A 14694-nucleotide genomic window follows, 5' to 3' on the forward strand; every position below is an offset into this window, starting at 1 on the left:
GATAATGGATTTATACTTTTTATGCGTATTGTTGTGAGTTGAGCTTGGGGGTGCTAAGAGATATCAGGGGTATTTATTTCATAAGATATTGATGATAGGAAAAAATCAAAAGACTCTTTAGAAGAAAATGCTTTGAGCTTGTCATGAGAGATTATTTTACATGTTCAAGACTTTAAGTATTATCGTAATACATTTAATATAATAACATATTGTTTTATAATCATAAACTATCCTTTTTCTGTTGATATTTTACTATTTTTCATTCAACAAAATTTCAATAACGTAAAAAGAGTCGTGTCTAAGAAAAACAATTTAAAACACATAAAACATGCGATTAAGGAATGATTAAATATAAAAAATTCAATGATTTGTTTTTTATAGGAAAGGGATTAAATTTCTTGAATTGGACGGCGTTTTGCGATGGGATATCGTTGATATGTTTGAGCAATACGTATAATTACTTCCTCTAGCGGTTCGATCACAACGTCCATAGAGAAGCCATTTGCATGAATGATATTTTCATGATCAACCATAATGGCAGCATGACCTTGCCAAAAAATCAAATCACCTCGTTGAAGTTTATCACTGTCTGAGAGAGGATTTCCGATAGTTTTCTGCTGCATGTCAGTATCACGTAAGACCATTTGACCGGTCATTCTCATAGAAAGCTGGATGATTCCTGAGTAATCAAGTCCAAAGCCCCCTGGTCCAACCCCAAAGGTAAGGCGTGCGGATAAACATTTCAGCAACGCTAACATAATCTTTATACACGTGTTCAATAGGGCTAAGATGATTGCTAATGATTGATCTCCCATTTTCAAGTATAGAATACATGGTTTCACGGACTTCAATTTCATCAACAACAGTGACCTTACTTCCCATAGATAGAGGATATTCCATTGGTCCATGCAAATCAGCTTGAAAATATTGAAAAGTACGAGGGACTGAAACGACATGTGTTTGTTTGACAGTTGATATACAAAGCGCTGTTGTATCAATATAGCCAACATAATCATCTTTGAGAGATTGTCCCCATGACGTGGTTTCTCCGTGTTCAAAGATAAAAAGTTCTTCCCCGAATAAGCACTCTGTCTGCATTTCACTTTTTTTATTGTTTTCTTTAAAGAGTCCAGTAACAGGTACATTAACACGTCTTTTTTCACCTTGCACAAAGCGCTGTGCTGTAATTTCTGTTTCAAGACGTTTATCTGCTAGATCTTCTCTGAATGCATGTAATCTCGGATCTTTAAAGATCATTTGTTTACCTTTCATTTTATCTTTAAATGGATTTCATGACGACTGCACGAGCAGAACACTTCATCTTTAAATAAAGCACAGAGCATAATTTAAGGGGATAAGATAATTCTTTTGAAGCTGCAAAATTGTCCATCTTTGTGAATATTTTGTGTCAAACTTCATTTTTAAAAATATTATAAAGAGCGCGAATAGTTTGTGCCGATCCCCCAATAGGATACCCCGGTTTTTCTTTTGGAACCCATCCATAAAGGTCGAAATGCGCAAAATGTTCAGATTTTTCAACAAAAGAATTAAGAAATAAAGCAGCCATTATAGAGCCAGCAAAGCTATTTCCAGTTACATTGTTAAGGTCAGCAATTGGCGATGATAACATCTCTTGGTAAGGTTTCCAAAGGGGCATTTGCCAAAGAGGATCAAAAACAGCGTGAGCCGATTCAGAAATTTGTTGTGCCCATATTGAATCATTACAATAAAATGCGGGAAGATCTGGTCCTAATGCTATCCGTGCTGCCCCCGTTAAAGTCGCCATGCAAAGCATGAATTGAGGGCTTTCTTCATCACCATAGGCGAGTGCATCAGCGAGGATAAGGCGCCCTTCAGCATCTGTATTCCCCACTTCAACACTTAAACCTTTACGACTTTTGAGAATATCACCTGGTCGGTAAGCGTTGGCAGAAATTGCATTTTCTACAGCTGGAATCAAAACACGTAGACGGAAAGGCAATTTTGCATCCATGATAAGTTTAGCCAATCCCAAAACATGTGCTCCACCTCCCATGTCTTTTTTCATAAGCAACATGTTATTGGCTGATTTAATATTCAGTCCCCCCGTATCAAAAGTTACGCCTTTGCCTACCAACGTTATTTTAGGATGATGTTCTTGCCCCCAGTGTAGCTCAAGCAGTCGTGGTGCAGCGCTGCCTGCTCGTCCTACGGCATGGATCATCGGAAAATTATGGGTTAAGAGATCATCTCCACAAATACTTCTGACATGAGCACCGTATGTTTTCCCTAGTCGTCGTGCTTCTTCTTCGAGAGTATCAGGGGTCATATCATTAGCTGGAAGATTGATGAGATCACGGACGAAGAAGACAGCTTCATAAATACGTTGGAGCTCATCAAAATCAACAGTCTCATTCACGTGGATGGATAATGATTTGAAAGAAGAGTTTTGACGATAGCGATTAAATTGATAGCTTCCCAATGCTAATCCAAGATAAGTATTTATTTCATCAGAGGTTTCACCTTCTAAATGCCATTGACCAGCAGGAAGTTTTTGAGCAAGCAGTCCTGTAATAAAGGGATCGTTACCATTGCCAATTCCAAATAAAACTTTTTTTAAATGCCCCGTTTTGTGAGGAACAAAGAGTATTTGTCCTGCTTTGCCAGCAAAGTCATTAACTTTTATCCATGCTGTTGTTGACGCATCAAGTGATAAGTTGGCAAGATTTCTTTGGTTTACCAAGATGATAGGGCAACTGTTATCGATACGTATTGAGCTAAAATGAATGGGATGCTGGTGCATAGTTATGAGATCCTTATAGTCGTCTAAGTGCGACATACTCGACCAAATGATTTTTTCCCTTTCGTAGAATGAGATTGGAGCGTGGTCGTGTTGGCAATATGTTTTCTTGTAAATTTTTTAAATTAATTGTTTGCCAAATATCCTCAGCGATTTTTAAGGCTTCTTTTTCATTGAGAAGGGCATAACGATGAAAATAGGATTCAGGATTTTGAAAAGCTGTTTTACGTAAACGTTTAAAGCGCTCTAAATACCAGTGACGAATGATTTCTGTTTCAGCATCGACATAGATTGAAAAATCAAAAAAATCTGACACGAAAGGAATGACTTTTCCATCTTTAGGAAGATCACTGACTTGTAATACATTAATCCCTTCAACAATTAAAATATCAGGACGGTCAATGGTAATTGTCTGATTTTCTAGAACATCATAGGTCATATGCGAATAAAGCGGAGCAGGGATATTCCTGACACCTGCTTTTATCGCCGAAAGAAAGCACAGCAATTTTTTAATGTCGTAGGAATCAGGAAATCCTTTACGATTCAGACGATTTTTGTGCTGTAAGATTGTGTTAGGATAGAGAAAACCATCCGTTGTGATCAGATCAACTTTAAGACTAGATGTCCAACGTTTCAACAGTTCTTGAAGGATACGAGCGGTGGTAGATTTTCCTACTGCTACGGAACCAGCAATTCCAATAATAAAGGGTGTTTTTCTAGTCTCTTCTTGATGGAGAAACTGTTGACGTTTGTGAAAAAGTTCTTGTACGGCTTCAACATGGCATAATAATAGACGCGATAAAGAAAGATAAATGCGTTGGACTTCTTCAAGGTCGATAGGGTCATCAATAGAGCGTAAACGTTTAATTTCATCAAAAGTCAAGGTGAGAGGTGTGTCTGCACGGAATTCTGACCATTCTTGTGCAGTAAAGACGCGATAGGGCGAATATCGGTCAGAAATGGATTTGACCAAATTATCTTCCTGATTAATTTTTTGTATAATCGTATCAATCATTTGTATTTTTCGAGAATCTTTTTGCTGTAGTAATTGGTTAAGAACAGACAGGTAAACTGCTTTGCGTTCAAATAAATTTTGTTTTGCATGCTCTCTTCTTTAAGATAATAGACTATTTTTACTAACTTATCGTCCAGTTATTCCAGTATGCACGGACTTGTGCCAATGAGTGCCCTTGTGCCAAAAAAGCCCATAAAAGTAAACGCGCCTTTACGGCTGATAAATAACCGGACATGAGAGCACCTGAAGCGATCATATCGGTTTCTGAACCTTTATAGCCGTACGTTATACGTGTTGTTGAGCCATTACAACAACGACTAGCAATAATGATTGGTATTTTTTGTGCATATTGTTGTACAAGGTCTGCTTCTTGAAAACTACAGTGTCCTGCACCAAAACCGGCAATAACAAGTCCAGCATAATATCCACTTTCAAGACAGAATTTCATTAATTGTGCATCAGACGATAAAGAGGAATAAAGGAGTGCAACTTGATGATTGTGGTTTTGGGGAAGATCAAACGTTGTCGGGAAAAATTTTTGATTATTGAAATAAATGATTTTTCCTTCTAAAATAGTCCCTAGAATACCTGCGAGACCTGACTGAAATGTTTCAACTTTGACGGTATGGCTTTTATAGAGCCAATACGGTGAATGAATCGTATCATTAATGACAACGAGAACACCTCTATTACGGCTTTGTGGAGCTGCTGCAACACGTGTTGCTGCTAAAATATTAGCGGGTCCATCAGCACCTGCTTCGTGAGGGGTACGCATAGCACCGGTTATGATGAGCGGTTCAGCTTCCTTCCAATAAAGAGAAAGGAAAAAAGCTGTTTCTTCCAAAGTATCAGTTCCTTGCGTTAAAACAATTCCTTCTGCACCAGCATTTATTTGTTGTTTTGCCCACTTGATTATTTCAAAAAGAATTTTAAAAGATAAAGATCCACTTGGCATTTGCATTAATGTTTGTGCATGAATATCAGCAACCTTATTTAAATCAGGAACACTTTTTATGAGGTTGTCTGAGGTTAAAGTTGGTTGCATGTGGCCAAAATGATCAGCAGTCATTGCAATTGTTCCACCTAAGGTTCCTATAGCTATTTTTTTCATAATTTTCCTCTATAAAGGCACAAACTGTTTACATAAAACTATTTAGCAGTAATTTACATTGACAACAATAATATCATTTTTTCAATTTCAACAAATTGAGTGATGCTGAATCATTGTGTTTTGCTATATATGTTCTTAAATAGGACAGTAGTTATTGAGTTTTACATTGGATGAAAAGATAATATTAAAAAGAAAAATTAATATTAAGGAGTTTCCTTATGACAGAACATAAGCCAGACATAATGTATGGTACAACGATTATTACGGTACGAAAAGGTGGCAAAGTTGTGATGGCTGGCGACGGTCAAGTCTCTCTTGGACAGACGATTATGAAAGGCAATGCACGTAAAGTCCGCCGTCTTGGAAAAAGCGGAGTGGTTATTGCTGGTTTTGCAGGTGCTACAGCAGATGCGTTCACATTACTGGAAAGATTGGAAACAAAGCTTGAGCAATATCCTGATCAGCTTATGCGTGCTTGTGTAGAACTTGCAAAAGATTGGCGAACAGATCGCTATTTGCGTCGTCGAGAAGCAATGATGCTCGTGGCGGATAAGAAAGTAACTTTAGCTCTAACAGGGCTTGGTGATGTCTTAGAGCCAGAAGATGGGGTTATGGCCATTGGTTCTGGAGGAAATTTTGCTCTTTCAGCAGCGCGAGCACTCATGGACTTGGATTTGGATGCCGAAACGATTGCCCGTAAAGCTATGGCTATTGCCGCTAAAATTTGTGTTTACACCAATGATCATTTTACGATTGAAACATTGGATGCAGAATTATCTTCTTTAGAGAAAGCTATTTAAATGTGTGTTGTATTTTCCCCTCGTGAGACTGTTTCTGAACTTGATCGTTTTATTATTGGCCAAAATGATGCTAAACGTTCTGTAGCTATTGCACTACGTAATCGGTGGCGTAGACAACAGCTTGATGAGCCGATGCGTGAAGAAGTGATGCCAAAAAATATTTTAATGATAGGACCAACAGGTGTTGGTAAGACAGGGATCGCACGTCGATTAGCAAAACTTTCTGGAGCCCCCTTCGTGAAAGTAGAAGCGACTAAATTTACTGAAGTTGGTTATGTGGGACGTGATGTTGAGCAAATTATTCGAGACCTTGTTGAGATCGCCATTTCTCTTGTGCGTGAAAAGAAACGCGATGAAATAAAAGAAAAGGCTCACGTGAATGCTGAAGAGCGCGTTTTAGATGCCCTTGTTGGTAAAACAGCAAGTCCGGCTACCCGTGATAGTTTTCGCAAAAAATTGCGTGAAGGTGAATTAGATGAGAAAGAGATTGAAATTGAAGTAGTTGATAATAATAGCAATAGTGCTTCAACCTTTGATATTCCTGGTATGCCTGGGGCGCAAATGGGGATTATGAATTTATCCGATATTTTGGGCAAAATGGGCAGTCGTACAAAAGTCCGTAAAACGACAGTAAGGGATGCTTTTAAACCACTCATTGATGATGAATCTGAAAAACTCCTTGATCAGGAACAAATTATTCAAGAAGCGCTTCGTGTTGCTGAAAATGATGGTATTGTTTTTATCGATGAGATTGATAAAATTGCAACGAGGGATGGTGGAGCCAGTGCTGCGGTTTCGCGTGAGGGCGTCCAACGTGATCTTTTGCCTTTGGTGGAAGGAACAACAATTGCTACAAAATATGGGCAAATTAAAACAGATCATATTCTTTTTATTGCCTCAGGTGCATTTCATGTTTCTAAGCCATCTGATTTATTACCAGAACTTCAAGGACGTTTGCCTATCCGCGTGGAGCTCAACCCTTTAACAAGGGAGGATTTACGACGCATTCTAACAGAACCAGAAGCGAGCTTGATTAAACAATATATTGCTCTTATGGCAACGGAAGAGGTTCATTTGGAAATAACCGATGATGCGATTGATGCTTTAGCAGATATTGCTGTTGATTTAAATGCAAGGATTGAAAACATAGGGGCACGTCGTTTGCAAACCGTGATGGAGCGCGTTTTGGATGAGATTTCTTTTACAGCGCCCGATAAAGCTGGAACATCGTTTAAAATTGATGCTGCTTATGTGAGACAATCTATTGGCGAGCTTGCTGCTGATATCGATCTTTCTCGTTTTATTCTTTAGAGATATTGCTTGTTTTGTTTATTTTCGTGCTTCGATAATTTTGAAACCATGAGCTTGTTCACGGATCAACACTGTGCGGAAAATATCTTTTAACAATGTTTCATAAGGAAGGTGGCGGTTTGCAACAAGCAGTAGACTGCCACCTGACTTCAAGCATTTTGCAGCATTTAGAATAAAATATTTTCCTAAGGAGATATCTGTCGTTTGTTGTGTGTGAAACGGTGGATTTGAAATGATTGTGTCATACAGATTTGTGACAGGCTCATGCACAAGGTCATGCCAATAAAAATGAATTGGAAAAGGGGTTGTTGTGAGGTTAAGGTGCTGTTTTGCTGCTTTCAAAGCGTTGTAATCTGCTTCATAGAGATCAAGAGTCGTCAGTTTTACATTGCTTTCAAGTGCAACGTGAGAAAGATAGCCCCAGCCAGCTCCAAAATCAGCCGTTTTTCCAGCAATAACTTTGGGCATATAAGAAGCAAGCGCCGCAGATCCTAGATCAATACGACCATGTGAGAACATACCGGAAGTGGTTTGAAATTTATCAAAAGAAAGCGGTGGTGAGCGCAATTGTGCAATATTTTGTTTCTCTATTTGTGGAGGAACTTGCATCCAAAATACAAGACCATGATTTTTAGAGAGTTTATGGGTGATGGGAACAATTTTTTTGACCCATTTCATCATTGAAGCAGCACCAGCCGTTTTATTCCCACTGATTACAATCCATCCACTTGGTTTAACGCATTCTAATAAATCAAGAAAACAATTTTGGTTAAAACCACGATATTTGCTTAGGTGCAAAAGCGCACCATCATAGATGCGAGTTTTATCGATTTGAGGAGAGCAGTGAAATTGAGTATCGACAAATTTTAAAAAATCTGGTCGCCAAGGTGTGATAACTTTTAAATTTTTAGCCCATTCTGAAGAGGGGATTTCTGTTAAACCGAAACTTAGCCAACATTGGTTTGGATCTGGATAAGGGAGTGCATGATTTTCAAAAGGTAACAATGATAACACATGTAGCCCTTTCACAGAAAAATGCCATTCCAATGTTGGGATGGCATTTCATGATTACGATAAGAAGAAAAACTTACTCTTCTTTTTTCTTCCGGCGGCGCTTATTTTCAGGTTGCTTTTTTTCATCCACGTATTTTTCTTCCTTCACCGATTGATCATCGGTCATTTCCTTTCCGGTTTCTTGATCAACGACCTTCATAGATAACCGAACTTTTCCACGCTCATCAAAACCCATGAGTTTAACCCAAACTTTATCACCCTCCTTAACAATATCCGTTGTTTTGGTGACGCGTTCTGATGCAAGTTGAGAGATATGAACGAGCCCATCACGAGAACCAAAGAAATTTATAAATGCGCCAAAATCAGCAGTTTTTACAACTGTTCCTTGGTAGATAGAACCAACTTCAGGCTCATCGACAATAGAATGGATCCAGCGTTTTGCTGCTTCAATGGTTTTAGCATCAGCAGAAGCAATTTTAATAGTCCCATCATCTTCAATATTAATTTTTGCTCCAGTTTGTTCCACAATTTCTCGAATAACTTTACCACCAGAGCCGATCACATCACGAATTTTATCAACAGCAATATTCATAACCTCAATACGTGGCGAAAATTCGCTGAGTTCAGCCCGTGCACTGGTTAAAGCTTTGCCCATTTCATGAAGGATATGAATCCGACCGTCTTTAGCTTGTTCAAGTGCGATTTTCATAATCTCTTCGGTAATACCATCAATTTTGATATCCATTTGCAAAGCAGTAATACCATTTTCTGTTCCTGCAACTTTAAAATCCATATCTCCAAGATGATCTTCATCCCCTAAGATATCAGACAGAACAGCAAAGCGTTCTCCTTCTTTAATCAATCCCATGGCAATACCTGCAACGGGGCGCGCGAGCGGAACACCAGCATCCATGAGAGCAAGCGATGTTCCACAAACCGTTGCCATAGAAGAAGATCCGTTAGATTCAGTAATTTCTGAGACAGCACGAATGGTATAAGGAAAAGATTCTTTCGTTGGCAACATGGGGTGAATTGCTCGCCATGCTAATTTTCCATGTCCAATTTCACGACGACCAGGAGAACCAAGGCGTCCTGTTTCCCCTACTGAAAATGGGGGGAAATTGTAATGAAGAAGGAACGTTTCCTTGTACATCCCCGTTAAGGCATCAACATATTGTTCATCTTCACCAGTCCCCAATGTTGCAACGACAATCGCTTGTGTTTCTCCACGGGTAAAGAGTGCAGAACCATGTGTGCGGGGTAAAATACTCACTTCTGATTGGATAGGGCGCACAGTAGAAAGGTTGCGCCCATCAATACGCCTTTCTGTATCAAGAATGTTTCCGCGAACAATTTTTGCTTGCAACTGTTTAAAGACGGTTGCAATTTGGTCAGCACTAAATTGACAGTCATCTTCTGTTTCTGGTATAAACTTATGAACAACTTCTGTTTTTAGGGCATCAATTGCGGCGTAACGTTCTTGCTTATCAGTAATTGTGTAGGCCTTTCGTATACCCTGTTCAGCCATTTCTAGCATTGCTTTTTCAAGGTCAGAAAGATCTTCAGGAACAAAATCACGCGGATCTTTTGCAGCTACCTCAGCAAGCTTGATAATAGCATCAATGACAGGTTGAAGGCCTTTGTGACCGAACATCACAGCACCCAACATAATATCTTCTGGTAATTCTTGTGCTTCTGATTCAACCATCAAAACAGCACTTTCTGTTCCAGCAACCACAAGATCAAGTTTTGATTCAGGCATTTCATCAATATGAGGATTGAGAACATATTGTCCATTACAATAGCCAACGCGGGCACCTGCTATAGGTCCCATGAAAGGAACCCCTGACAGGGTCAAAGCGGCAGAGGCGGCAATCATCGCAAGAATATCGGGATTATTTTCAAGATCATGCTGTATAACGGAAACAATGACTTGTGTATCATTTTTGTATCCCTCAACGAAGAGAGGACGAATTGGACGATCAATTAAGCGTGAAACCAAAGTTTCATTTTCACTTGGCCGACTTTCACGTTTTAAATAGCCCCCAGGTATTCGACCAACAGCATAGGATTTTTCTTGATAATTAACGGTGAGTGGAAAAAAGTCCTGGTCTGGTTTTGGGCTTTTTGCCGATACAACGGTTGCTAAGACAATCGTTTCACCATAGGTAGCAATCACGGCACCATCAGCTTGACGTGCTATTTTCCCTGTTTCAAGGGTGAGCGGACGCCCGGCCCATTCAATTTCTATCTTGTGCGTTTTGAACATTTTTTATCCTTAATGACCAGTGTTTAAATCTTTGATTGCTCACATTCTGGCTTTGCGTAGCATATTTTTAAGCTCTGGGGTAGACTAACAAGCTACTTCCATCTTTGTTGCGAGAAGAGAGAGATAAATCGCCTTAAATGCGAAATGATGAGCAGTGCTATCCCATAATAACGTGTCAGTTTTTAAAATTTTTAACGAAAAGCAACATATTGAAAAAATGGGTGGTTTTTTTACACCACCCCATTTTTCTTTTAGCGACGCAAACCTAACTTTTTGATAAGTGTCTGATAACGATTTTGGTCAACTCCTTTAAGATAATCAAGAAGGCGCCGGCGTTGAGACACCATCTTTAAAAGACCACGACGAGAATGATTATCTTTTTTGTGAGACTTAAAGTGGTTTGTTAAATTAGAAATACGTTCAGAAAGTACAGCAATCTGTACTTCTGGTGATCCTGTATCACCAACTTTATTTGCGTATTCTGCGACAAGAGCTTGTTTACGTTCAGCTGTAATCGACATCGTATTATCCTTTCAAAAAACGAAGAAACATAAAGTCACCCATAGCCGAGATGTCGTTCAGCCAGGGTCTGCGAGGAAATAAGAAGAGTCGAAGACTCTCACCTATTTTCGCTCTTATATAGGAAAGCAGGTTAAAATACTAGTCCTTGACAGCATTTTGAAGCCTTTCTTTAAATAAAGGCTTTTGTTTTGAAATATTGATTTAAATAGGGTTTTATGAGAAATTTTTTAAAGATTTATGCATCCTTTTGAGACAAAGATTATGAGCGTGTGTGTGGTAACAAAAGTAATAAATACCGATTTGGAGGGAAAAGATGCAGAGCATTTCAACATTCAAGCTTTTTCGTAATTCGGTATTTCGAAATTTATGGTCATCTACTCTTATTTCTAATTTAGGGGGGCTGATACAGGCTGTTGGAGCAGGGTGGTTAATGGCGTTAATTAGTTCTTCGCATTCCATGGTTGGGCTTGTTCAGAGTGCGACAACATTACCACTTGTTATGTTTTCTTTGATGGCAGGGGCATTAGCGGATAATTTTAATCGGCGTCAAATTATGTTGAGCGCACAGATTATGATGATGGTTATCTCCATGATCTTATCTGTTTTAGCCTATATGGGATTTCTAACACCTTGGCTTTTGTTATTTTTTACGTTTTTGATTGGATGTGGCACAGCCTTTTATAATCCTTCTTGGCAAGCAACGATAGGAGATATTGTGAGCAGGGAAAATATTCCTGCTGCTGTTAGTTTGAATAGTGTCGGTTTTAATTTGATGCGGAGTGTTGGTCCTGCTATTGGGGGAGCCATCATTGCAACTTTGGGGGCTTCTGCTGCTTTTTTGTTTAATGCTATAAGCTATATCCCTCTTATTGGTGCATTATTTTTCTGGAAGTCGAATGATGAAAACAACCCATTACCAAGAGAAAGGCTGTTAGGGGCTGTTTCAGATGGTTTGCGTTACGTTGCGATGTCACCTAATCTCCTGAGTATTATGGTCCGAGCATTCCTTTTTGGTATAGGGGCGATTTCGATTTTAGCCCTTTTGCCAATTGTTGCGCATAAAGTTCTCGGAGGAAGTGCCCTTCTTTATGGTACATTGCTTGGTTGTTTTGGGTTAGGAGCCATGACAGCAGGGATTATTAATGCATTTGTACGGCATCATTTTCGTTCAGAAACAATTATTGCAAGTGCATTTATTGGTTTTGCCGTTTCTTGCTTTTTATTGGGAATAAGCCGCTCATTGATTGTAAGCCATATTGCTTTATTTCCTGCAGGCCTAAGTTGGGTTTTGGCATTATCATTGTTTAATACATCTGTCCAACTCTCTACACCACGCTGGGTTGTTGCGCGTGCTTTAGCACTTTATCAAACAGCATCTTATGGGGGGATGGCTGTTGGAAGTGCAATTTGGGGTGCTTTGGCGGATGGTTATTCTCCAACAATTGCTTTGAGTGTTTGTTCTCTATTCTTGATTGTTGGGGCTCTTGCAGGGATAAAATTTAGAATTCAAGAAATTCCTCAAATAGATTTGAATCCTCTTGATCATTTTAGAGAGCCAGAACTCTTACTCGACCTAAAAGCAAGAAGTGGCCCGATCATGATCATGATCGATTATCAAATTCATGAAAATGATCTGGAAGAGTTTCTCAAAGTGATGACGCGTCGACGCCATATTCGTCTACGTGATGGTGCGCGTCAATGGGTTCTTTTACGAGATCTAGAAAGACCCCAATATTGGACAGAGGCTTACCATATGCCAACATGGGTAGATTATTTACGCCATAATCATCGTCGTACAAAAGCAGATGCTGAAGTTAATAAGCGTTTGCGTCATTTAAATTGCGCTCCTAACGGTATAAGAGTGCACCGCATGATTGAACGACAGACAATACCTCAAGTCAATGAGATGCTTTTAAAAGTTCCTTCTGATCATCTTCCTTAAGGGTAGAACAGTTTTGTAATATGGTTGTTATATTCTTTAGCTCAATTGGTTAGCATAAGAACAAAAAATGAGTGTTTCAATGGTTAATACATTGATTTAATGATATTTTGTCATTTTTATGTTAAGTTATACCCTTAAAAATTAAAGCTTCTCTCATTTTAAAGCTATCTATCTTAGTTTATATTGAATCAATCCAAATTGTTTTTTTGCACATTAAAAATGGGCGCAAACGTATAGGTAAAAACGATAGAAAAAGAAATAAAAAAGCTCCTTATGAAGTTTCTTAAAGACGAGGGGTGTGACATTAAGAGATGACACAGTGCATAATGGTTTTGGTTTTTCACACCGTCTTTAAATCTTGATATGAATGAGGTGAGTGTAGAGAAATGAAAAGCAACATAGTTCTCTTAATCTTATAGAGAATAAGATCTTTCAACAAGAGATGTTTATAAGAAAGAATCACTTAAATTGTGAAAATCCGCTTTGGTTTAAATAGACCTTTGCCGAGAATGCCAATAGCAAGAAGTTGTTCTTTATAGAGGAGACAAACCTCCTCTTCATCAAGAGGCGTTTTATTAGCACATAAAGGAATAGAATGCCCCCTCATAACTCTCTGCGCTTGGTTTCCGGTAAGCGGATAATGTGGGAGACAATCTAATGCGGCTCCCGTTTCAATTAACAGTTCATCGAGTGTTGAGAAGTCTCTTTCAAAAGAACTCTGATTTTCATCTGTGGTGTTTTTATTGAGCGATATTGCTGTTTTTAGTTCATCCCATGTAATGAGATCCTCTTTATCAAAAGGTGCGACGGCGATACGTCTTAAATCAGCGATATGCCCATAGCACCCCAGATCTCGTCCCATATCGCGTGCTAGCGAGCGCACATAAGTTCCTTTTCCGCAGGTTATTTCAAAGACAGAGGACTCTTTGGTAGGCATTTCTATTAATTCGAAAGTTTCTATTTCCACTTCACGGGGCGCAATTTCAACGACTTCTCCTTCTCGCGCTAGATCATAGGCGCGATTTCCAGCAATTTTGATTGCTGAAAATTGTGGAGGTGTTTGCAAAATAACACCTGTATATTGAGGAAGAAGAGAAAGTATTTCTTCTTGTGTTGGACGTTTGAGAGATGTTTTCGTTATTTCTCCTTCTAGATCATCTGTTGATCGCTCTTGCCCCCAAGCAATATGGAAACGGTAAGTTTTTTTGCCTTGCATCACGTAAGGAACGGTTTTGGTTGCTTCGCCCAAGGCAATGGGGAGAAGACCAGAAGCAAGAGGATCAAGTGTACCGGCATGCCCTGCTTTTTGCGCATGAAAGAGCCATTTGATTTGTGAGACAGCTTCTGTTGATTTCATTCCTTTGGGTTTATCAAATATGACCCAGCCAGAAACAGGACGGCCTTTTTTTTTGCGTTGCCATGTCATCCTTTTAATCCTCATCTTTATCACGATGAAGGTCGCGTGCAACCTCAGGCGAGCGAAGGAGAGCGTCAATTTTTGAAAAATTATCAAAACTATTATCAAGGCGGAAACGCAGTTCTGGCATATATTTCATTTGTCTCAACGCATGACTGATTTCTCCACGGAGAAAACGACTATGTTTATTGAGGGTATCAACGACATCGGTATGGGAAGCATTTTTAAGCTTGCTGAGAGGTGATACAAAGCAAGTAGCGATTTTTAAATCTGGAGACATACGCACTTCAGAGATAGAAATCACAACACCCTTCAAAACATCATCAAGCAAAATATCACGTTGTAGTATATGCGCTACTGCATGACGGACTTGCTCTGCTACTCTAAGTTGCCGTTGCGATGGCCCTGCATTTTTCATCAAAGTTTTATCCTTGCTCCAAGACCTCTTTTTTTGACCACCCAGATAAGGAAAAAAAAGGCATTGTGTATAGAATCGCAATAACTTTTCTCATTT

Annotated in this window: 11 protein-coding genes and 1 pseudogene; 3 read left to right on the forward strand and 9 right to left on the reverse strand. The window is 39.1% G+C overall.

Going from position 1 to position 14694, the window contains the following annotated elements:
• Nucleotides 1–389: 389 nt before the first annotated feature.
• The 4 genes and pseudogenes from D1093_RS02350 to D1093_RS02365 all read right to left on the reverse strand — a co-directional run bounded on the left by D1093_RS02350 (nucleotide 390) and on the right by D1093_RS02365 (nucleotide 4905).
• Nucleotides 390–1257: pseudogene (locus tag D1093_RS02350) on the reverse strand (C40 family peptidase).
• Between the two features lie 151 nt (nucleotides 1258–1408).
• Nucleotides 1409–2782: a leucyl aminopeptidase family protein gene (locus tag D1093_RS02355; RefSeq protein ID WP_120100425.1), complete on the reverse strand. Its 1374-nt coding sequence runs from the start codon at nucleotides 2780–2782 to the stop codon at nucleotides 1409–1411.
• 13 nt (nucleotides 2783–2795) lie between these two features.
• Nucleotides 2796–3740 carry a type I pantothenate kinase gene (coaA, locus tag D1093_RS02360; RefSeq protein WP_244614051.1) on the reverse strand — a complete coding sequence of 315 codons (945 nt, stop codon included), beginning with the start codon at nucleotides 3738–3740 and terminating at the stop codon, nucleotides 2796–2798.
• Nucleotides 3741–3915: 175 nt separating this feature from the next.
• The gene (locus D1093_RS02365; protein ID WP_120100428.1) at nucleotides 3916–4905 is read right to left on the reverse strand and encodes an asparaginase; all 990 of its coding nucleotides are present in this window, start codon (nucleotides 4903–4905) and stop codon (nucleotides 3916–3918) included.
• Between the two features lie 218 nt (nucleotides 4906–5123).
• Between D1093_RS02365 and hslV the strand changes: the two genes are divergently transcribed.
• Entirely contained in the window at nucleotides 5124–5705 is a 582-nt protein-coding gene (gene hslV / locus D1093_RS02370; RefSeq protein WP_120100430.1) for an ATP-dependent protease subunit HslV, read from the forward strand.
• Nucleotides 5706–7016: an ATP-dependent protease ATPase subunit HslU gene (gene hslU, locus D1093_RS02375; RefSeq protein WP_120100432.1), complete on the forward strand. Its 1311-nt coding sequence runs from the start codon at nucleotides 5706–5708 to the stop codon at nucleotides 7014–7016.
• An 18-nt stretch (nucleotides 7017–7034) separates the two neighbouring features.
• On the opposite strand, the gene D1093_RS02380 is transcribed toward hslU, so the two are convergent.
• From D1093_RS02380 to rpsO, 3 genes are all read right to left on the reverse strand, one after another.
• Nucleotides 7035–8030, reverse strand: coding sequence for a class I SAM-dependent methyltransferase (locus D1093_RS02380; RefSeq protein ID WP_120100433.1), 996 nt, complete (start codon nucleotides 8028–8030; stop codon nucleotides 7035–7037).
• A 73-nt stretch (nucleotides 8031–8103) separates the two neighbouring features.
• Entirely contained in the window at nucleotides 8104–10299 is a 2196-nt protein-coding gene (pnp, locus tag D1093_RS02385; protein ID WP_120100434.1) for a polyribonucleotide nucleotidyltransferase, read from the reverse strand.
• 251 nt (nucleotides 10300–10550) lie between these two features.
• A complete protein-coding gene (gene rpsO, locus D1093_RS02390) occupies nucleotides 10551–10820 on the reverse strand; it encodes a 30S ribosomal protein S15 (RefSeq protein ID WP_005774142.1) in 270 nt (89 codons plus the stop codon).
• 314 nt (nucleotides 10821–11134) lie between these two features.
• Here rpsO and D1093_RS02395 point away from each other — a divergent pair, with 314 nt between their 5' ends.
• Nucleotides 11135–12763 (forward strand): MFS transporter, encoded by a 1629-nt coding sequence (locus D1093_RS02395; RefSeq protein ID WP_150222263.1) that lies wholly within the window; start codon nucleotides 11135–11137, stop codon nucleotides 12761–12763.
• A gap of 463 nt (nucleotides 12764–13226) precedes the next feature.
• On the opposite strand, the gene truB is transcribed toward D1093_RS02395, so the two are convergent.
• Nucleotides 13227–14189: a tRNA pseudouridine(55) synthase TruB gene (gene truB / locus D1093_RS02400; RefSeq protein WP_120100435.1), complete on the reverse strand. Its 963-nt coding sequence runs from the start codon at nucleotides 14187–14189 to the stop codon at nucleotides 13227–13229.
• Nucleotides 14190–14193: 4 nt separating this feature from the next.
• Nucleotides 14194–14598 (reverse strand): 30S ribosome-binding factor RbfA, encoded by a 405-nt coding sequence (rbfA, locus tag D1093_RS02405; RefSeq protein WP_120100437.1) that lies wholly within the window; start codon nucleotides 14596–14598, stop codon nucleotides 14194–14196.
• Nucleotides 14599–14694: the final 96 nt, after the last annotated feature.

It is taken from the genome of Bartonella kosoyi (assembly GCF_003606325.2).
Classification (GTDB): Bacteria; Pseudomonadota; Alphaproteobacteria; order Rhizobiales; family Rhizobiaceae; genus Bartonella; species Bartonella kosoyi.

Coding starts and splice junctions, on each gene's coding strand:
- D1093_RS02355 (WP_120100425.1), bottom strand. CDS start 2,782: ATGCACCAGCATCCCATTCATTTTAGCTCAATACGTATCGATAACAGT.
- D1093_RS02365 (WP_120100428.1), bottom strand. CDS start 4,905: ATGAAAAAAATAGCTATAGGAACCTTAGGTGGAACAATTGCAATGACT.
- hslV (WP_120100430.1), top strand. CDS start 5,124: ATGACAGAACATAAGCCAGACATAATGTATGGTACAACGATTATTACG.
- hslU (WP_120100432.1), top strand. CDS start 5,706: ATGTGTGTTGTATTTTCCCCTCGTGAGACTGTTTCTGAACTTGATCGT.
- pnp (WP_120100434.1), bottom strand. CDS start 10,299: ATGTTCAAAACGCACAAGATAGAAATTGAATGGGCCGGGCGTCCGCTC.
- rpsO (WP_005774142.1), bottom strand. CDS start 10,820: ATGTCGATTACAGCTGAACGTAAACAAGCTCTTGTCGCAGAATACGCA.
- D1093_RS02395 (WP_150222263.1), top strand. CDS start 11,135: ATGCAGAGCATTTCAACATTCAAGCTTTTTCGTAATTCGGTATTTCGA.
- truB (WP_120100435.1), bottom strand. CDS start 14,189: ATGACATGGCAACGCAAAAAAAAAGGCCGTCCTGTTTCTGGCTGGGTC.
- rbfA (WP_120100437.1), bottom strand. CDS start 14,598: ATGAAAAATGCAGGGCCATCGCAACGGCAACTTAGAGTAGCAGAGCAA.